This is a genomic window from Bradyrhizobium sp. 33ap4, from assembly GCF_032654765.1.
In the GTDB taxonomy this organism is placed as follows: domain Bacteria; phylum Pseudomonadota; class Alphaproteobacteria; order Rhizobiales; family Xanthobacteraceae; genus Bradyrhizobium; species Bradyrhizobium australafricanum.
Map to the genome: position 1 here is coordinate 70,962 of NZ_JAUMTJ010000012.1, position 18,748 is coordinate 89,709.

The following is an 18,748-nucleotide window of genomic DNA, read 5'->3' on the forward strand; positions in this document are numbered from 1 at the left end:
TTTTCTGGGCTAGCCGCCGAACCAGCTTCCGGCTGGCAATAGCCCCCCGCGGGTGCAGGCCTGCCCGAAGTCGAAAAACCCTGGCATTGCTGCCAGGGTTCCATCGGTCGATCCTCTGAGAGGCCGATCAGAAGTCCATGCCGCCCATGCCGCCGCCCGGAGGCATGGCGGGACCGGGCGCGATCTTCTTCGGCAGCTCGGCAACCATCGCTTCCGTGGTGATCAAGAGCGCCGCCACGGAGGAGGCGTTCTGGACCGCGATGCGCACGACCTTGGTCGGGTCGATAATGCCCTTGGAGACAAGGTTGCTGTACTCGCCAGTCTGCGCGTCGAAGCCGTAAGAGTACTGATCCTGCTCTAGGACTTTACCGACCACGACCGAGCCATCTTCACCGGCGTTGATCGCGATCTGCCGAGCCGGCCAAGATAGCGCCTTGCGCACGATCTCGACGCCGGTCTTCTGGTCGTCGTTCTTGGTGCGCAGGCCCTTGAGCTGCTCGGAGGCACGGAGCAGGGCGACGCCGCCGCCCGGGAGAATGCCTTCCTCGACAGCCGCGCGGGTCGCGTGCATCGCGTCATCAACGCGATCCTTGCGCTCCTTCACCTCGACCTCGGTCGCGCCGCCGACGCGGATCACCGCGACGCCGCCTGCGAGCTTGGCGAGACGCTCCTGCAGCTTCTCACGGTCGTAGTCCGAGGTGGTTTCCTCGATCTGCGCCTTGATCTGGGCAACGCGGGCGTCGATGTCGGCCTTCTTGCCGGCGCCGTTGACGATCGTGGTGTTCTCCTTGTCGATCATCACCTTCTTGGCGCGACCGAGCATGTTGAGCGTGACGTTCTCAAGCTTGATGCCGAGGTCTTCCGAGATGGCCTGGCCGCCGGTCAGGATCGCGACGTCCTGCAGCATGGCCTTGCGGCGATCGCCGAAGCCCGGAGCCTTGACGGCCGCGACCTTCAGGCCGCCACGCAGGCGGTTGACGACGAGGGTGGCGAGCGCTTCGCCTTCGACGTCTTCAGCGACGATTACCAATGGCTTACCGGTCTGCACCACGGCCTCGAGCAGCGGCAGCAGCTCGTTCAGCGAGGAGAGCTTCTTCTCGTTGATGAGGATGTAGGCGTCGTCCATCTCGACGCGCATCTTGTCGGCGTTGGTGACGAAGTAGGGCGAGATGTAGCCGCGGTCGAACTGCATGCCCTCGACGACGTCGAGCTCGGTCTCGAGCGACTTGGCTTCCTCGACCGTGATCACGCCCTCGTTGCCGACCTTCTTCATGGCGTCGGCGAGGAACTTGCCGATCTCGGCATCGCCGTTGGCCGAAATGGTGCCGACCTGGGCGATCTCCTCGTTCGAGGTGACCTTCTTCGAGTTCTTCTGGAGGTCGGCCACGACGGCTTCGACCGCGAGGTCGATACCGCGCTTCAGATCCATCGGGTTCATGCCGGCGGCCACCGACTTGGCGCCTTCGCGCACGATGGCAGCCGCAAGCACGGTCGCCGTGGTGGTGCCGTCGCCGGCCGCGTCCGCCGCCTTGGCCGCAACCTCGCGCACCATCTGGGCGCCCATATTCTCGAACTTTTCCTCGAGCTCCACTTCCTTGGCGACGGCGACGCCGTCTTTGGTGATGCGGGGAGCGCCGAACGACTTCTCAAGCACCACGTTGCGGCCCTTCGGACCGAGGGTGACCTGCACGGCATTGGCGAGGATGTCGACACCGCGCAACATGCGGTCTCGCGCTTCTACGCCGAACTTAACTTCCTTGGCTGACATAATCGAATTCCTCAGTGTAATTCCTCATCCTGCGGTACGCCCGGCAAGGCGCTCGTCAGGGCTGAGCGGTGGGAGCGCTGGACTAGGCGGCTTTCTTCTTGGAAAACACATCGGTGAGAACGCCCATGATATCGCTCTCCTTCATGATTAACAGCTCCTGACCGTCGACCTTGACCTCGGTGCCTGACCACTTTCCGAACAGCACGCGATCGCCGACCTCCACGTCGATCGGAATCAGCTTACCGGCCTCGTCACGGCCGCCTGGACCAACCGCTACGACTTCGCCCTGCGAGGGCTTTTCCTTGGCTGTGTCGGGAATGATGATGCCGCCAGCTGTCTTCTCTTCAGCGTCGATGCGCTTGACCACGACGCGGTCGTGAAGCGGACGGAAATTCATGCAAGCCTCCTGAGCATTTGAACGAGTAGAGATGGGCACATTGTGAACAGCCCAATTACTGCAAGAGCCAGGCCAGAGCTGAGCGGAGTAATCCGCCTGCAGTTCTGCTGAATCGCGCACTTGGCCGGCGCGTTCATTCGTCCGGAAGCAAACGCCCTCATGTACACAGCTCGCCAAGCTGTTACGAATCTGACATTGCGTTTCGTCAAAGCTCGAGTTTACTGCCAGCGCATTGGCCAAATCGTGCACGCTGGCGCAGCAAGGTCTGGCCATTCACGAGAACCCGGAGGACGATCGACGGATGGACGGCAATCGAGCGCGGACAGTCTCTTTCCGTAGCTTTTCCACGGATCTTCGTTGTCAGCCCGCAGACCAAATCTGCTCATACGAATTCGGCTGGGAGCAACTATGCGGCCGGCCTGGTTGGTGTCGACGGCATTTCATTCAATAGCGCTGACTGATCAAGGGAATTGGACCGGCATATGGATTATATACGTTGATATACGTTGTGCCGAAGCGTCTGGCGTGTGATTGCGGATTTGAAGACGAATTCAACCGATCTCCGCGCCAATGGAAAAACAACCTGTGTCATCGTCTGTAGAAGTACATCAGCACATCATCTCACTTCTTCAGAAGCCGAATCCGGTCATCTTGGATATCGGTTGCAATGACGGAACCGATACGCAGCATTTTCTTACCCTGTGCCCAAACGCTCAGCTTTACTGCTTTGAGCCGGACCCTCGGGCGATCGCGCGCTTCAAAAAGAAGTTGGGTCCTTCCCTCGCGAAGGTGAAGCTGCTTGAAATCGCGATCAGTGATCGAAACGGGACGATCGATTTCCATCCAAGCAATGCGGATGGAGATGCAAAAGAATGGGATCTCTCCGGCTCAATACGCCGGCCGAAAAACCATCTTACCGAGTATGATTGGGTTCGGTTCGATCGGCCGTTCTCGGTTGAAACCCGACGGCTGGACGATTGGTGCAGCGACGCCAAGGTGAATACGGTCGATTTCATCTGGATGGATGTCCAAGGCGCGGAGGCCGACGTCATCGCTGGCGGCATGCAGACCTTGAGCAACACGCGATTCATCTACACGGAATATAGCGACAGAGAGCTCTACGAAGGGCAGCTGTCGATGCAAGCCATTCTTGATCTATTACCGTCATTCGAAGTGGCGGCCCATTATCCCCGGGCTGTGGAAGGTGATATACTGCTCAGGAATACGCGCTTTTAGCGCCTGCCACCTATCCGCCCCTCATTCACCTCTGGAAGGCTTGCTGCGTATTCTCTCCAGCGTGCCGCTGCACGACGGCCGATTACCAAGCAAAACGATGCGGTGGTCCGGATAGGTGCGCTCTGAACATTTCTTTCACATCTCCGGTCGCCATGCAGTCTTGGCTACGCTCGCATAGGTAGGATCTCTCGACGGTCTTTGTGATGGTCTGACAATCATTTATTCAGCGAGCTCGCCACGGTCAGCGACCGCGAGGCCAGCAGCTCGAGCCTTCTCAGATGCATGAACCAGCACTGCCAGCCGACGCTCGAAGCGCTTAATCGTCTGAACTGCTGCTGCGTGCTCTGGCCCTCTAGGAAGCCGATCCACTGCCTTGAATAAATGCCAGAGCAATTGCATCAGTTCTCGTAGATCCTTAAGACTCGCCACTTCGATTGCGCGCATAGTGCTGTTGTTGTGCCGATGAGAAAGCATGCTGAAGCATTCCTGTTCAGCCCAAGTCAATCGCCCAGCGAGGTGAGTATAGCGAGCTGGTCGTCTTCGTCAGCTGCAGCTTGTATTCTGCGTTGCTGGTAGAAAGCATCGTCGATGAGAACCTCTGCGTCATCACTTTGCGAATACAACTGCATTAGCACATGAGACCAAAAAAACATCCGATCCATGCGGGAAGCCAATCCATTCATTGAACGAAGACTTGCAACGACCGTGCCATCGCTAAACTCAATTCAGAAAAGCACGAAATGGGGATGCTAGCTCGCAGTTGATCGGCGTTGTAAACCCGACATGCAGGTCGGCACTGTGCCTGTTGCTGTCAGGAATGAGAATTGTCTGGCTTGGGCTGGCGACTCATCTTGATCGCTCGCGCCACCCGTGAGAAAGTCGTCCAAACCAAAAACATAGAGCGGATAGGGCGTATGCTTGCGTCTGCCTCCCTGGAGGTGTCGCTCTAGGCAGGGTTTGATCGAATCTCCTAGATTTGACCTCGCTTCTGATCACCCAAGCACGGATAATCTGATTGTAGCGCGGGCGGTTCTTGGTCGACTTTCAGCCACCTTCGTCAGTCGATGGAGAGTTGCGGTGGTGGATGAGCGCGGCCGATCAGATGGGCCTGTGCAGCCACTTCAGCAAGATAGTGATCCATCGCGCTTCGCGCGGCGGCTGTACCAGGGTGGCGGAAATTCGCGGAAATCCCGTCCTGCCAGCGACTGACCCATAGGTACGTCTCGCAAGCATCAGAGCTGCGGCTGATCAGAAATCTCGTCCGCCAGTCGGGCCAGCAGTCCGACCCAGGCACCGTCCGATTGTCCATGTAGGATACCATGAAACGGTCGCGCAGTGTGGTGCCGAGCAGCTCCATCGCCTTCGAAAACGGCACTTGAGCTGTTTTCTTGGCGCGCTTGAGCTCGAGCCGGGCGGCGTGCAGGATTTCAGGCAACGTATCGGCCACCCGGAAGCTCACCGGACTCATCCCGACATACCATCCAACCGAACGCATCGAGCGCAGATCGTACCGGGTGTGAAAGGGCGCAACGGCGTGGAATTGTCGTTGGTTCGCCAGTGTCTTTCCTGCCAGCGCCAGACAGGCGAAAATTCCCGTCGCCGTGTTTCCGCCCTGAGCCCTACAGCCGCGATCGAATTCGGATGCCCCAGCCGCATCGAGCAGCCACATTTGTCCGCTGCGCTGCAAGGAACCCTCCGGCACATCGAATGTTAGCGGAAAGTCGGGTAATTGACCGCCGTTGGCCGCGATCAGCTCGCGCCAGTGGCCGATAGCGGGATGGTCATCGGTTAGGGTGGTCACCCGCTCTCGTTCGGCCTCGGCGTGATCCAGATAGCTGTGCGCCGCTGCCAGCTGGGGGGCCATTCCATGGATCGCGGCTGTGTACAATTCGCGGATCTCATACGGTACCAAGGCCATCGAGTAGGCATCGCTAACAGAGTGGTCGCAGGCGAGCAGGAGGCTCGTGGATGTCGGCCGGCTGATCGTCACAAAGACATACGCCGGCCAGCGCAGCGCGGTGGTCTCCGCGTCAAACAGCTTTTCCAGGAGCTGAGCAAAATCGTCGCCATCGACGCGGTCACCCACTACGGTTTTCTCAAGCGCCACCGCGCCCGGATCAATCGTTGTGCGATGAATTGCCGACCCATCCTTGGTCAAGCGGCTGCGTAATACCTCGTGCCGGTTGACCCAGCCGAGGATCGCTTTGCTTAGCGCGGCGGCGTTGAACTCGCCAGGCAAGTCGAATGCTGCGCCAAGCCAACCCGGTCGGCCATCGTCCGCAGAGCGAAGATGTTCCTCTTGAACATAGGACGGGCGGCGCGGGTCAGGCCGCCAGCTGATAGGGTCGGGGACTTTCACTCGCCACACCACGAGCCGGCCTGGCCGCCGATCAAGATCGCCGAACTCTTTGATGTCCATCAGCGGGTCCCTCGCAGTCACCGACGCAAGCTGCGCGTGTGGCGCAGCGGCGACCGCAAAATCCACACTATCGAGGCCGTGCCAAGCACGCTGCTCGCGAGCAATGTGGTACGCAGGCTCGTTGCAGCAGCGGCCGCGCCGCCAGTCAGCGCACCCAATGAGGCCAGTCCCCACACCACGCTGCGGATACTCGCATTGACCCGGCCCTGTAAGTGCTGCGGCACCAACACATATCGAATGGGAACCTGCTGCACGTTGTAAATCCCTTGGCCGATCCACAGAATGAATTGGGAAAGTGCCACGCATGCAACTGCGGCCCACAAGGGTTGGGTGAGCAGGGTCGTCAAGCTCATTCCTCCGGCGCTCACCGCCAAACCGATCATTAAAATTGGGCCGAGGCCAATTGCCCGGCCCGCCCGCGGTGAGATAGCCGCGCCGATCACTCCACCAAGCGCGCCGATGCCGAGCACCATGCCGACGACCCGGCTGTCGAGCCCGAGATCCTTGGTCAGATGCAGCAGAAAGACCGCAGAATACGCGTTGTGCCAAAAGATGAATGTGCCGCTGGCCAACGTGACTGCCCTCAAAATCGGATTGCCGAACACGCTCGCCAGCCCCTCTGCCACTTGTCCGAGCACCGCGCTCGATGCGGCCTCTGAGCACCGAGCGCGACGCATCGGCACCAGCGACAGCAACGCGGCGGCAAGCAGAAACGAAACCGAGTCCGCCAGTATCGCGGTCGGGGCGGAGAATTCGTTGACGAGCCAACCGGCCAGGAACGGACCTGCCGCCATCGCGCCCGCTTGGCTGAGCTCCAATGAGCTCTGCGCCCGAACCAGCTCTGAGCGGTCGATGACGGTGGGTATGCACGCCAGATAAGCTACGTCAGCGATCACTGCGGCGATCCCAACCAGCATGCTTGTCATGTACAACTGAACCAGTCCAAGATGTCCAAGGCTGGCGAACAAGGGAATCGTGGCCAGCGTCGCCGCCATCACCAGATTGGCGGTCAAAAGGATCCGCCGATGCGGGAGGCGGTCCACAATGACCCCGGCCAACAGACTCACCACCAGGTACGGCGCCCGACCGCAGGCCAAGAGCAATCCCGTTTGCGTCGGGCCAGCGTCCAGCCAGGTGATTGCGGTTAGCGGCAGCGCTAGCATGGTTACATTGGAGCCCAGCAGCGAAATAGTTTGGCCGACGAGCAGCGCAAGATAGCTTCGTCGCAGTCCGCGCAGCGGGACGAACCGGCGCGGGCGGCTCACGCGTCACCAGACAGGCTGCGAACCGACAAATATCCCAGTCGGCTCAGCTCACTTTCGGCGATCTGCTCGAACTCCTCGATCTGGGCTCGCGTCAGATCTTGGACGTAACGACCGATCCTGCCTTGGTGCAGCGGCTTGCCCGCAGCCTCGGCCGCCGGATGGCCGTGCGGTTGCTCGAACAATACGTGCTCGTATTCAGCGTGACGTAGCACGGCCTCATCCCAAGGCAGGCCGAGGTGATCCAGCATTCGGGCCAGAGTGGGACGGGGACTGCTTACAAGATCCTCGTAACGCACCTCGAGATAACGACCAGGCGGCGCAATTCGATGCGGCTGGGATACCACCTCGAGCCAACCGCGCGCGGCGTCGGCAACCGTTCGATATCCCCAATCAGGAACGGTATTCAGATGAGAGGCGGCAACGTCGCGGCCGTCCCGCACGATATGAACGAAATGTGCGCGCGGCCACAGCCGGGCGAAGTCGTCGGTTCGGGCGATCTTACGCTGTAGTTTCAAGCCCCAGCGCTGGGCCCCACTACGTGCTCGGCGCAACTCGCCGATCTCGTTGATAAGGCGGCATCGGGCGGCGAACGAAACAATATCGTCGCCCGTCTCGGCCATCACCTTGCTGACCAATTCACGGACATCATCGAAGTCGAGGCCGAATCGGCGGCACTGGACCACAAAATGCACCCCGTCATACCAGAACGGGTCGACAGTGTTTTTGGTCATGCCCGCGACCCGGAAATCGCCGGGCGCGAGCAGGTCGATCGCGCGCAAGATGTGCGGACCGAGATTGAGTGGTTCGAGGAAGTCTATCTCCGGCCCGACTACCAAATCCAGATGCGAATCCAGCACGATGCTCAGCAATGTGGTGCCCGAGCGGTTCTCGCCGCCGAGCAGCACCGGGGATGTGGAAAATGGATTGGGCTGCGGCATGGCCGTGTTCTCCGTTGGAAAATGCGTGCTCATCCGCAGCCGGGTGCGGTGAACCAGCGCCGAACCGCCCCCGGAGTGGCCACGAAATGGTCCCTGGCGAACCGTACAGCGGCTGCGACTGGATCCGGGTCGCTGCCGATGTTTTCCATGCGGGACAGCGCCGCCGGCAGAGCCTCTCCAGCAGCTTCGATGGCCGCCTGCACATCGGCGCCGGATAGCGCCGCCGACGGCATGAAGCGGCCGCCGTACTGCATAAGAAAGCCCCGCGCCCACATCTCCTGGAAAAAGGCGTGGCCAAGTTCAGCGTTGGCAAATACGACATCGAACATAGTCGGCCAGGCGAATGCCCATGCTGCGACCTGTTGTCTGGCGAAGACCTCGTTAAGCCCCTTGATCAGTTGATCGCCAACCTCGCGCATCCGAGCCAGCAAGGTCCCGTCGCGCAGCGCGTGCAGGGTGCTTAGTGCGGCCGCGAATGGGGTAACCTCGCGCTGGTAAGTGTTGCCCATGTATGTCTTCTCCGCGGCGGCGAGTACGTCCGCGCGCCCCGCGACTGCGGACAGCGCCATTCCATTGGCCAATCCCTTGCTTAGCGTGATCAGATCGGGCGTGATGCCGACCGCCATATGGTAGCCGCCAATGCCGTAGCGGAATCCGGTCATCACCTCGTCAAGTATGAGCAAGGCGCCGTGCCGATGCACCAGCCTTTGTAATTCCTGATGGTATTCGGGCGGGAAGAAGTTGACTTCCGGAGTGATGATCACCGCGGCGACGCGCTGGACACTTGCCAGCTCGTCGAGCAAGTCTAGATTGTAGCGGAAATCCACGCTGTCTCGATCCCGATTGGGTAGCCCCATTTCGGGCCGGTCCTGCAACTGCCAGTCGTGCCAGCCATGATATCCGCTGGTAAGCACATGGTTCAGACCTGTGAATGAGCGGGCAAGGCGGACGGCGGCGGTGGTCGCACAGGATCCCGTGCGGAAGAACATTGAACGTTCCGCGACGGGGAAGATCTCCGCCAACCGCTCGGCCAATTCGACCCGGTGCACGGACAGGGGGCCGGGCAATATGCCGCCGGTACGGCGCATCTCGGCGGCTGCGTGCTCCACGACCGGCTCGTATCCGGCTCCGAGCGGCGCAGCACCACTACAGGAGGTGAAATCAACATATTGCCTTCCATTGATGTCCCATGCATGCGCACCCGAGGCGCGCGTCAATACGACCGGAAAACGCCTATTGAGATCCCACTTCTCCGACGCGGTGACGCGCAACGCGCGGCGTAGTGCTGATCCGTGCGCGTCGGTCACGGCCGTAGTAGCAATCGGGGTGGCGATGGACATGAGCCGTCTCCGTTAGATAATCATGCCCTTAGGCGAGCTGCGTGACTATTCTTCGAGCGATCCGTAACGCGTTCGCCTGAATGGTGAATGTCGGATTGACGCCTCCGGAATAGGGAAAGAAGCCGCCATCCGCGACATAGACATTGTCGATGTCATGCACCCGGCCCCAGCGGTCGACCACGGATTGGGTCGGATCGACACCGGCACGGCAGCCGCCATGCAGATGTCCGCTGCCGAACTGATAATTGGAATCCTGATAATCGACTTGTTTCACACCGGCCTCCGTCAGCAAGTTCGACGCACGTCGGCACAAATAGCCTAATCGGCGTTTGTCCAGCGGATGGGTCCAGTAATCGAGAATGATCTTCGGCAAACCCAGCCGATCCAGGCTGGTGGCAAGTCGGACCGCATTGTTGCGCATGGGTTGGTCGGCCGCCAGGAAATGCAGCCGTAGTGTTATCTTTCCGTCGCGGTCCGTGCGCTCAACCCGACTCGCTTCGTAGATCATTCCGCCGAGCCCCGAAGGAGCATCCTCGTCCAGGTAGTGATCGGAGATCGCAACGGTGGAGAATGGGCCACCGGCCGGGCGCGCGGGCATTGCATCTATTGCGGTGCTACCGGACACGTAGCCGCTGATTTTAAACGAGATGCCACTGCCGACCATGCCGGAGGCGTTGCCGATGCCGTTGGGCGCCGCCCGCTGAGCCGACCTTAGCAGTAGGGCGGCAGACTGCACTGCGTTGCCGGCGAGTACCACGCAGCGTGCGCGGATCCGAGCGCGTTGTCGCCTGAGAGTATCTAGCCATTCCACGGAATCCGCGCGGCTGACGTTAGCCAGATCGATGCGCACAGCTTGCTGCCGAGTGCAACTGTCAGCGCGCCGGGCGGCAGGGCGACATCTGTGAACGGCGAGCGTGCGTCGGCCCGCGCGCCGGTAGGACACAGATGCTCGTTGCAAGTTCCGTTGCAATGGCAGGCTGGCCGGCCGCGATAGGGTACGGAGTTGATAGCCAATGGGGTGGGAAAAGGTAGCTGGCCTAGGCGTCCGCCGGCATCGGCGATCAACCGCCCCTTCGCGCTGTAGTCATGCGGGGGCAGAACGGGAGGATCGCTCGGTGGTTCGAACGGGTCTGCCCCGGCTAGGCGGGCCACTCCTATGCGCCGTTCTAGCTCCTCGTAAAACGGGCGTAGTTCGGCGTAGTTGATCGGCCAGGTAGGGTCAAGCGCGTCTCCGGCCACGGGCGCTCGCGCGTCAAAATCGATGGTCCGATAGCGGAAGGCTATTCCGGCGTACAAAGTCATTCCGCCGCCGAGCGCGCACACGGTCCAGGGACGTCCAAACGGCGTCAACGTACCTGCCGCAGACTTCACCAGCGCGGTATCCATACCATCTTGGACGCTCGCCAGCGAGGCGTCGGGAGGAAGCGCCCGACCTTCCTCGAGGAGGAGCACTCGCAAACCGTGCTGCGCGATCTCGTATGCAACGGTCGAGCCGCTGGCACCACTCCCGATCACGCATACATCAACGATATCGGCCCTCATAATCCCACCTTTGGCAACAAATATCGACGATGCGCAATCAAAGCCCCATTCATCAGCGACCGGCTGCCTGAGACAGCTGTCATAGCCAACGATGAACGCGCGGCATTTGCACGATTACCCAAGACTATCCGGTGTGGTTTCGTTCAGCTGATCAACTGCTGCGTATCATTGCGAAAATCGTACAATGTGACGCTACGTACGATTCAAGGCCATCCAAGTCGCAACCGCATGAATATGACTAATGGCTCTTCAGAAGCCGCGACACCTTCGAATAGAACTATGGGATCAGGCAGTTGTCCAAATCCAGCTAACCTTCCTGATGTGGGTGAGAAAACGTGTTTGCACGATGAGCGGGTGCTCGCGAGCTTTTTGATTATGCGTCGTCAAAAGGCCGTGCGGCTCGCATTTTGCAGTCCGCCAAGGCTATTGATCTCCCGAATTCTTCGCAACTCATCAGGCGCCGGCTAGCAGGAACACCAAAGCCGCACATCATGCGGCAAAAAAAGCCCGGCCTCATTTTGAGAGCCGGGCGGAAGTTAGTCTGGGCGAACGAGACTCGTCGCGCCAGCTCCCGTCGACAGAGGGAGGGCTGCCGACGGTTATTTGCGGCAAAGCATTCACCGCAAATTCCAAACACGAAAGGATCGATGTCGAAAAGTCTGGCGTAGTTTCCCTTTTTACCAAGGCGATATTCGCCCGCGATCATCTGTCATCGTCGCTCATTCAATCGGCATGATTTCGAAGATCCTCCTAAAGTAGCGTCGACCGTGTCATTGTCTCGCCTCTGCCGGATTAGCCCCGCCAGTTTGCCCGGGACCCTTCGCGTCCTGCTTTGAAATGCTACAACGTGACGCTAGGTGCGAATCAAGTCGCTTGAGCTGCGGCGTGCACCATGAAAATCCAAGCTCCCGATCTCTTACATGCAGCTAAGTAATCCAAGATCCGCAAGGTGCGGGGTCGTATCTGCTTAGGTGAATGGGCTTGTACACGTGAACATTTGAGCGATTTCGCCCGCACGACTTGTCGTACCCTCCGCGGAGATCACTACAGCGACGAAGTTCTGTGACGACGACGCCGCGCAGGCGCGCAATGAGCTTTTGGTGCGGCAAGCAATACCCATTCTATCGCCCGGGTGCGCGACCTATTGACACCTATTTCACCAGTTGCGTGGCTCGCGACCATTCTGCACGGTTCCTTTTGATGACGGCGCAATCCCGTCAGCGCACAGCCCCAGTCGCCCAAAGCGAAAGATGTCAATGTTCAGGAGCGCTTTGCTGACGTTGGCTCGGCTGACATTTTCCGTATCGCAAACCAACTCAATTCCCACTATGGGGTTGGCGCAATCGCGCGGCGTAGTCGGTGCGCCATTCTTCTCAATTGTGAGTGCGAGTGAATGGTCCCCGCTCAACCCAGGAGGGCGCGGACATCTTGCGAGATAAAACTGCGTGCGTGATGCGGACCGCCGCCGCACTGAGGAGCCTTCGAAAACTATGGAATATGACTGCGAAAGGTTCCGACGGAGCGGCAATCGAAGCGGCCCAAGATAGAGCGTGGTTTCTAGGTTGGTGAGCCGCGGATCAGCCGGGCAATTGAAGATCTCCTCGCGCAAGCCCGGACTCGAAGAGGAACAAAGCTTTATTGCGTGCCGTCATGCCAGGCGAGATTTTGTGCGATTCGCTCAGATCTGTAGCCGCAATGGCACACTGGGCCGAGGTAGCGAGATCTTTGGATCGCTGCGTACAGTGTTTACTCGCGTAAAAATACGGACTTTCTAGTACAGTTCGGGCGTGGGATGTGCTTGAGCCGTCGTTCGTGACTACCTGCTCGGATTGAGGTCCAACATGAGTCATGCGGCTAGGGACCGCCATGAAGCATTGAAAGTGACAGAAGAAGAATGTGAGTTGGCGCGGTGCAGGCAGGAAATAGCCCGTCTCAAAGATCTAGTTGTGCAGCTTTCTCAACTGGTCTTGCGGCACGTCGCGGAAAATACCGAGGACCGAAAGCCACAGTGCAGGTGAGCCGCTTGGGCGTATGAGATAAATGACAGGGGATCGCAGTTAGACTTTCCGTTGTCATCGGCAGCGCGGCGTCCCCCGGGGGGAGGGGGAGCGGCCCCGCCCTTGATTTCCATGGGGCGGGGCCGCAATTGCCAGTCGAACATCTTCGTGGAACGATGGGTGCCTGAGCTAACGCGCGTCGCGCGGTCCGATAGTCGAAACTCTCCATAAGCCGAAACCGATGACTGCAGTCCGGCGAAGGGATCCCTCATCGTGCCCGCCGCTAAAACGTCTGCGTTGGGCCAAGTTATCGGTTCCCATTGAGTCCAGGCCCGTGAGCGTGACGCTTACGTTGAACCCGTGGCAGGCTAGTCGACCGGGAATAGGATTGAAACTGCGCATGTGCGTGCCCGCTTTAGACCGATGGCGGTCTATGGACACCAAGCTGCTCGATGACGCGCTTTGATATCTCTGCTGGATCGCCAACCCCGCTTGCGCCAAGCTCGATGACCTTCTTGGCGATGATTTCTGCGATAGGGTCGTCTCGATCAACCAAGCAGAGCGAGCGCAGGGCCCGTGCATAGGCTGAGCTCAGACATTCAATTTCTTCCGGCCGTAGCTTGCTGCCTTGGAGCAGTCGATCGATCGACATTGATCACCGTCCTGCCTCCTGAGGGCGCTAACTTTGATGTCTTGCACTAAGATGGGTCAGAACGCGGTCGGGTTAGTCTCGCTATAGCCGCCTTTGTCGTCCCACCTATAAACGACATAGTCGAGCTGCTTGATGTCACCCTTGGCGTCGTATTCCAGTGTGCCGATCACAGTGTCCCAAGAGCCCGCTTTGATCGTGTCCATCACCTTCTTTGGGTTGATGGTGCCGACTTTGGTTGCGGCTTGCATCCAGACCTGCACCGCAGCGTAAGTATAGAGCGTGTAGCCTTCGGGGTCGATATTCTTGGCCTTGAATTTATTGACGATCGCAGCTGCTGTCGACTTCTTGCGTGGATCTGGTCCGAAGGTGAAGAGCGTACCTGCTCCAGCTGCGCCGGTGATAGAGGCAAATTCCTTGTCAGCCAACGCGTCACCCGACATGAGTACGGTCTTCAGGCCCTGATCGCGCATCTGGCGCAGGATAAGGCCCGCTTCCTGGTGATAGCCGCCGACATAGACGAGGTCGATACTGTCGCGCTTCAATCGCGAGACAATCGCATTGAAATCCTTGTCGCCCTTGTTATAGGACTCGTACATCTTCTCAGCGATGCCCGCCTTGTTGAGTGCCTTCTTCGTCTCGTCGGCGAGTCCCTTACCATAAGTGGTCTTGTCATTCAGAATCGCGATGTTCTTGCCGCTGAAGTGCTTCGTGATGTACCGGGCGGCAACCTGCCCCTGCTGGTCGTCGCGGCCGCAGACGCGCGCCACGTTCCATAGCTTGCGCTCGGTGAATAGCGGGTTGGTCGAAGCCGGCGTGATCTGCAGCACACCGCCATCCGCATAGGCTTCCGAGGCCGGGATCGATGACGAGGAGCAAAAGTGCCCAGCAACGAACGGGATCTTAGCGGCAGCGACCTTTTCCGCTACCGATCGCGCCTGTTTGGGATCGCAGGCATCGTCCTCGATGTCGAGGGTGAGCTTCTTGCCGAGTACGCCGCCTGAAGCATTGATCTGCTCTACCGCCATCTCGGCGCCGTTCTTCATTTGCCGCCCGAAGGCAGACTCGCCCCCGGTTATTGGTCCGGCGACGGCGATGGTGATTTCCTCAGCCAACGCTGCGGTGAACATTGCAATCGATGCTCCAAGTGCAAAGCCGATCAGCTTGAGTGATTTCATGGGGTGGTCCTCACAGGGTGAACGCAACGGCGAGTAAGCTCGAGCAGAGCAAGGCGACCCCCGCGGCGGTTAGTGCCAGGAAGCAACGAGAGATAAAGTCATGATCGCGCATCAAACAGTTCGATTGCACCGCCACGAGGGCGCAGGAGCCCATCTTGACTTGATGAGACCAGGTTCGGGAGCTGTCGGCAGACAGTCCATCGCTCAGAAACAGTACATGACGATGTCGTTCCAGCAGCGGAACGGGCCGGCTCGCATGCGAATAGGCAACGATAACGCAAACTTCTCCGTCCCGTCTCATCTTCGCAGCGCGTCCGATCCCATACCGCCCACTATTTCAATGACGGCGTTGTCTTGCTGGACACTAACTGAACCGAGCGTTTATGAAAGGAATAGATCAATCCGGAACGTACAGAGCTTGTCGCGTCTGAAGCGCCGCCTCTTAGACCAAGCGGTCGGTCGAGCCGAAAGCAGAGACGATCGTTCAGGTCGTGCGCGAACATTGTCCCTTGGAGGCATACAAACACTTCATGCTCCGACGGCGTGATCGCCTCGATAGCGCGCGCAAGGCAACCAGCACGGTCTCAAATGAAAGCAAAGACGAGCAGGCTCGAGCAGAGTAGCGCGAAGCTGGTTGCGGTCAGCGCGAGGAGGCTACCGGAGACAAGGTCATGATTGCCCATGAATCACCCTCGAATGTCATCTAAGAAGAGATCGGAGCGGCAGCTCGTCACTTTGAGCTTCGCAAGCAAATTATGCGGCTTTTGGTTGTGCCATTTCTGCGTTGTCCGGGTGACGCTGCATTTTTGCGGCGTCATTCGGCCTTACTTTGTTGAAGTTCGGCACAAGAAGAGCGGAAGGGTTTCGGAATGTCCAGAAATGCGCCTTGGGCAAAGCTGACGCTCCTAACCCAAGAAAGTGTGTGTCTGCCGGACCAGCTCGATGACGCGGCCAAAGTGCTTGAGATGTACGGCTGGCCGACTACGAAGCCACCGAAGTTGCAGTAAGCGTGAGTTTTGAAAAAGAGTGTACAAAAGCCCGAACCTTTCGTCGCTTTCGCCGGAAATCTCCCCACGATTGTCGCTTTCTCGGTCCGACGCTCTCGCCGATTTTCGCGAGAGCAATGTACAGAGCGTCCATGTTGGGTACCGTTTTTTCGTGTGATGCGTGTCGATTGCTGTCGTCCGGCCCAACCAACCCGCAAGCTGGCTCACTTGATGGGGCGAAGTGGCCGGCTACGGAGTGCCTTTGGCGGGTTTGCGATCTCCGCTCCCATTTCGCCGGCCGCGCACTCGGTCGTGTCGTCGTTCGAGCGTACCGAGCCGAACGGCCTTTCCAGCATGCGACGGACCCGTACCGGCGCAGGGCCGACGTGGAAGTGAATGGCCCGCTGCTCTAATGTGCGTTCCGACCGCGTCGAGCGGTTCCGCGAACGCAAGTAGTCGAGCCAGGTCGGGCAGTGATAGCGCTCGGTCCACAATTCCGGATCGGCGATATCCCGCGCGATCGACCAGCCGTAGGCGCCGTTGCGCTGGCGAGACAATTGCACGTCTTGCATCACATTATGAAACGCTCTCGCATTCTCCTGTGCGACTCGGTAATCGATCTCGACGACGAGCGGGCCGCTGCGTCCGGTCAAGGCGAGTCGCACCTCGGGATCGGCGAGCGGCTCAGGCTCCTCACCCCGCGCGCCGATGCGGGGCATGGGCAGCCAATGGCCGACGAGTGGTGAGGCGAGCATCAGGGCGGCCGACACCAGCAGCGCGGTTTCGACCCCGGCCGCGTCGGTCAGACGGCCCCAACCCCAGCTGCCGACGGCAATCCCGCCTGAGCTCGCTGCCTGATAAGCTGCAAGCGAGCGTCCGGCCACCCAGCGCGGCGCCGACAACTGCACTCCAATGTTGAATACCGCCCACACCATCATCCACACGGCTCCCGCCAGGACGAGTGCCGCTGCGGTCAACACCGGTTCGCGGCTGAGCCCAACCGCAGCCATCGCCGCGCCCATGGACAACGCACAGGCGCGGACCGCCGCCTCGCCGCTCAACCGCCGGCGCAGTTCGGTGATATTCAATGCGCCGACCACCGCACCCAGACCAAAAGCGCCAAGCAGGATGCCGTAGGTCTGGGCGTCGCCATGCAAGAGATCGCGTGCTACCAGCGGCATTAGAGCGGTGATTGCACCGCCAACGATGCCGGTCACCAGACTGCGGGCCAGCACAATCTTGATCGACGGTGAATTGCTTATATAGCGTATGCCAGACACCATCGCCCGGCTGAATCTTTCAGGCGGTAGGCGCGCGGGCGCGCTCATACGTTTCCAGAGCAACAACGCGATAATCAGCGGCAGATAGAGCAACGTGTTCAGTGCGAATGCCGCCACTGCACCCGCAGTTGCCACCACGACCCCGCCGATTGCCGGACCTACGCTCCGCGCAATGTTGTAGCTGATGCCGTTCAGCGCGATGGCCGCAGGCAGCTGTGCTTCCAGCGGAACTTGTTCACTAACCGACGATTGCCAGGCCGGCCCCATCAGCGCCATACCACTGCCGACAACGAGGCATAGCATCAGCAAGAGGTTTGGCGTGGCCAAGCCAAGCCAGGCGACTAACGTCAATCCGGTCGCCCCGGCGAGCGCCAATCCAAGGGAGGCCAGGGCCACGATACGGCGGTCATACATATCCGCGATCGCCCCGGCTGGCATCGATATCAGCATCACTGGCAGTAAGAGTGCAGTCTGCACCAACGCGACCTTGTCAGCCGACGACGTCATCTGCGTCATGGCCCAGGCGGCACCAACGCCTTGAATCAGGATACCGACATTAGACAAGAGGCTCGCAAGCCAGATGCGCCTGAAGGTCGCGTGCCGCAGCGGCGCCGTGATGCCGTCGGTACTATGCGTCTGGGCTTTGAGTGAATCGGTCATATCAACTCATGATGATCTACCATGATTTGATCTTGGTAGGGATCACAAGGATGTTCCTGTCGCGATATCGCCTTCAGATCCTGACGTGGCTGTGAAATGAGATGCTTCGATCGAGTTTGATTGAAAGTGATCGACTGCTTCCGTCGCCTTGCGCCTCATAGCAAAGGCAGCGCCGCACAAAGCCGGAATGGTCTCCAGCACCGGCGTGATATCTGCAATCTCCAATCGCAGTAGAATCGCCTTTCCAATCGTGCCGCAGTGGACGCTAACGATCGGATGATCTAAAGGCTGCCTCAGACCTATTCGCGCCAGCGCACTGCTTGCGTGCTGTTATTGATTGGGTGGGCTGGCTGGCAGCTGCAAACTTTGTACGAATCGGACAAATGCGCGAGATCTCTAAGCGCGAAACGATTTGCATCGCAGAAGCTGAACGACCGAAACTCGATCTCGCCGAACTTCTCAATGCCTCCACACAGCTGCACAGTGATTATTATCGCTTGCCAGGTGGTTTCGCGTCAGTGTGGAGCATTGGAGGCCATCGGTAGGAGTATCGGGTTCTGGATCGAGCCTCTATGCGCGTATTTCGCGCAGTACGTGGGACAGACGTCCAACCGCAGCGCCGCTGTGGACTTGGTTTGGGAGCGGTTACGCGCTGCAAAGCAGACGTGTGTATTGTTCCTGTAGCCAGCTCAAGCACATTCGGTTCAAGTCTACTCGAACGCGCGGGCGTTCTGATTCTCCTCTTCAGCCTGTTTTGTGTGAAGAGTGTCAGGATAGGCCGCCGACTTCGCTAAACTTTCGCGTGGTGCGACATCGCCCGACGCCCTGGCGAAGGCGTTTGTTGATCTATTCAAGGGGCAGAGGATAGGCAGTGAAAGCCCGCCGGAGCGGGGCCATTTGTCATGCGATGCATAAGGCGCGGTGCGTAAATTATGTGCATGATCGATCATCGTGCATCTGCGTGATGCAGGGCATTCGGGCAGCAACATACGATTCGTGCCGCATCCCGCGATCCGACGTTTGTCGTCTTCTGCAGAGCTTCTCTTACTTGCCGGCCGTCTCTTTGAGCCGACCAATGATCGTTCTGGGGCCC

The 18,748-nt window shown here is 59.4% G+C and carries 13 protein-coding genes; 1 reads left to right on the forward strand and 12 read right to left on the reverse strand.

The genetic code is table 11. The features are described 5' to 3' along the window. Positions 1-127: 127 nt before the first annotated feature. Both groL and groES read right to left on the reverse strand, forming a co-directional pair. Complete coding sequence (gene groL, locus Q2M23_RS11565; RefSeq protein WP_316395627.1) at positions 128-1,768, reverse strand: chaperonin GroEL; 1,641 nt, start codon at positions 1,766-1,768, stop codon at positions 128-130. An 82-nt stretch (positions 1,769-1,850) separates the two neighbouring features. Then, on the reverse strand, positions 1,851-2,165 hold the full coding sequence (gene groES, locus Q2M23_RS11570; protein ID WP_092090272.1) for a co-chaperone GroES: 315 nt from the start codon (positions 2,163-2,165) through the stop codon (positions 1,851-1,853). A 570-nt stretch (positions 2,166-2,735) separates the two neighbouring features. Here groES and Q2M23_RS11575 point away from each other — a divergent pair. After that, on the forward strand, positions 2,736-3,401 hold the full coding sequence (locus tag Q2M23_RS11575; RefSeq protein WP_316395628.1) for an FkbM family methyltransferase: 666 nt from the start codon (positions 2,736-2,738) through the stop codon (positions 3,399-3,401). 500 nt (positions 3,402-3,901) lie between these two features. Here Q2M23_RS11575 and Q2M23_RS11580 read toward each other — a convergent pair whose 3' ends face one another. From Q2M23_RS11580 to Q2M23_RS11625, 10 genes are all read right to left on the reverse strand, one after another. After that, entirely contained in the window at positions 3,902-4,063 is a 162-nt protein-coding gene (locus Q2M23_RS11580) for a hypothetical protein (protein ID WP_316395629.1), read from the reverse strand. A 395-nt stretch (positions 4,064-4,458) separates the two neighbouring features. Next, a complete protein-coding gene (locus tag Q2M23_RS11585; protein ID WP_316395630.1) occupies positions 4,459-5,820 on the reverse strand; it encodes a condensation domain-containing protein in 1,362 nt (453 codons plus the stop codon). Between the two features lie 17 nt (positions 5,821-5,837). Then, complete coding sequence (locus Q2M23_RS11590; protein ID WP_316395631.1) at positions 5,838-7,085, reverse strand: MFS transporter; 1,248 nt, start codon at positions 7,083-7,085, stop codon at positions 5,838-5,840. Continuing rightward, positions 7,082-8,023 carry a sulfotransferase gene (locus Q2M23_RS11595; protein ID WP_316395632.1) on the reverse strand — a complete coding sequence of 314 codons (942 nt, stop codon included), beginning with the start codon at positions 8,021-8,023 and terminating at the stop codon, positions 7,082-7,084. Before Q2M23_RS11595 ends, Q2M23_RS11590 begins: the two co-directional genes overlap by 4 nt. 29 nt (positions 8,024-8,052) lie before the next feature. Next, the gene (locus Q2M23_RS11600; RefSeq protein ID WP_057018733.1) at positions 8,053-9,363 is read right to left on the reverse strand and encodes an aminotransferase class III-fold pyridoxal phosphate-dependent enzyme; all 1,311 of its coding nucleotides are present in this window, start codon (positions 9,361-9,363) and stop codon (positions 8,053-8,055) included. A gap of 28 nt (positions 9,364-9,391) precedes the next feature. Then, on the reverse strand, positions 9,392-10,213 hold the full coding sequence (locus Q2M23_RS11605; RefSeq protein WP_316395633.1) for a GMC family oxidoreductase: 822 nt from the start codon (positions 10,211-10,213) through the stop codon (positions 9,392-9,394). After that, entirely contained in the window at positions 10,162-10,905 is a 744-nt protein-coding gene (locus Q2M23_RS11610) for an FAD-dependent oxidoreductase (RefSeq protein ID WP_316395634.1), read from the reverse strand. The genes Q2M23_RS11605 and Q2M23_RS11610 overlap by 52 nt, the downstream gene beginning before the upstream one ends. Positions 10,906-13,317: 2,412 nt before the next feature. Continuing rightward, a complete protein-coding gene (locus Q2M23_RS11615; RefSeq protein ID WP_092090277.1) occupies positions 13,318-13,554 on the reverse strand; it encodes a hypothetical protein in 237 nt (78 codons plus the stop codon). 56 nt (positions 13,555-13,610) lie between these two features. Beyond that, a complete protein-coding gene (locus Q2M23_RS11620; protein ID WP_057018735.1) occupies positions 13,611-14,729 on the reverse strand; it encodes a branched-chain amino acid ABC transporter substrate-binding protein in 1,119 nt (372 codons plus the stop codon). Between the two features lie 1,210 nt (positions 14,730-15,939). After that, a complete protein-coding gene (locus tag Q2M23_RS11625; RefSeq protein WP_316395635.1) occupies positions 15,940-17,655 on the reverse strand; it encodes an MFS transporter in 1,716 nt (571 codons plus the stop codon). Positions 17,656-18,748: the final 1,093 nt, after the last annotated feature.

Coding starts and splice junctions, on each gene's coding strand:
- groL (WP_316395627.1), bottom strand. CDS start 1,768: ATGTCAGCCAAGGAAGTTAAGTTCGGCGTAGAAGCGCGAGACCGCATG.
- groES (WP_092090272.1), bottom strand. CDS start 2,165: ATGAATTTCCGTCCGCTTCACGACCGCGTCGTGGTCAAGCGCATCGAC.
- Q2M23_RS11575 (WP_316395628.1), top strand. CDS start 2,736: ATGGAAAAACAACCTGTGTCATCGTCTGTAGAAGTACATCAGCACATC.
- Q2M23_RS11580 (WP_316395629.1), bottom strand. CDS start 4,063: ATGGATCGGATGTTTTTTTGGTCTCATGTGCTAATGCAGTTGTATTCG.
- Q2M23_RS11585 (WP_316395630.1), bottom strand. CDS start 5,820: ATGGACATCAAAGAGTTCGGCGATCTTGATCGGCGGCCAGGCCGGCTC.
- Q2M23_RS11595 (WP_316395632.1), bottom strand. CDS start 8,023: ATGCCGCAGCCCAATCCATTTTCCACATCCCCGGTGCTGCTCGGCGGC.
- Q2M23_RS11600 (WP_057018733.1), bottom strand. CDS start 9,363: ATGTCCATCGCCACCCCGATTGCTACTACGGCCGTGACCGACGCGCAC.
- Q2M23_RS11610 (WP_316395634.1), bottom strand. CDS start 10,905: ATGAGGGCCGATATCGTTGATGTATGCGTGATCGGGAGTGGTGCCAGC.
- Q2M23_RS11615 (WP_092090277.1), bottom strand. CDS start 13,554: ATGTCGATCGATCGACTGCTCCAAGGCAGCAAGCTACGGCCGGAAGAA.
- Q2M23_RS11620 (WP_057018735.1), bottom strand. CDS start 14,729: ATGAAATCACTCAAGCTGATCGGCTTTGCACTTGGAGCATCGATTGCA.
- Q2M23_RS11625 (WP_316395635.1), bottom strand. CDS start 17,655: ATGACCGATTCACTCAAAGCCCAGACGCATAGTACCGACGGCATCACG.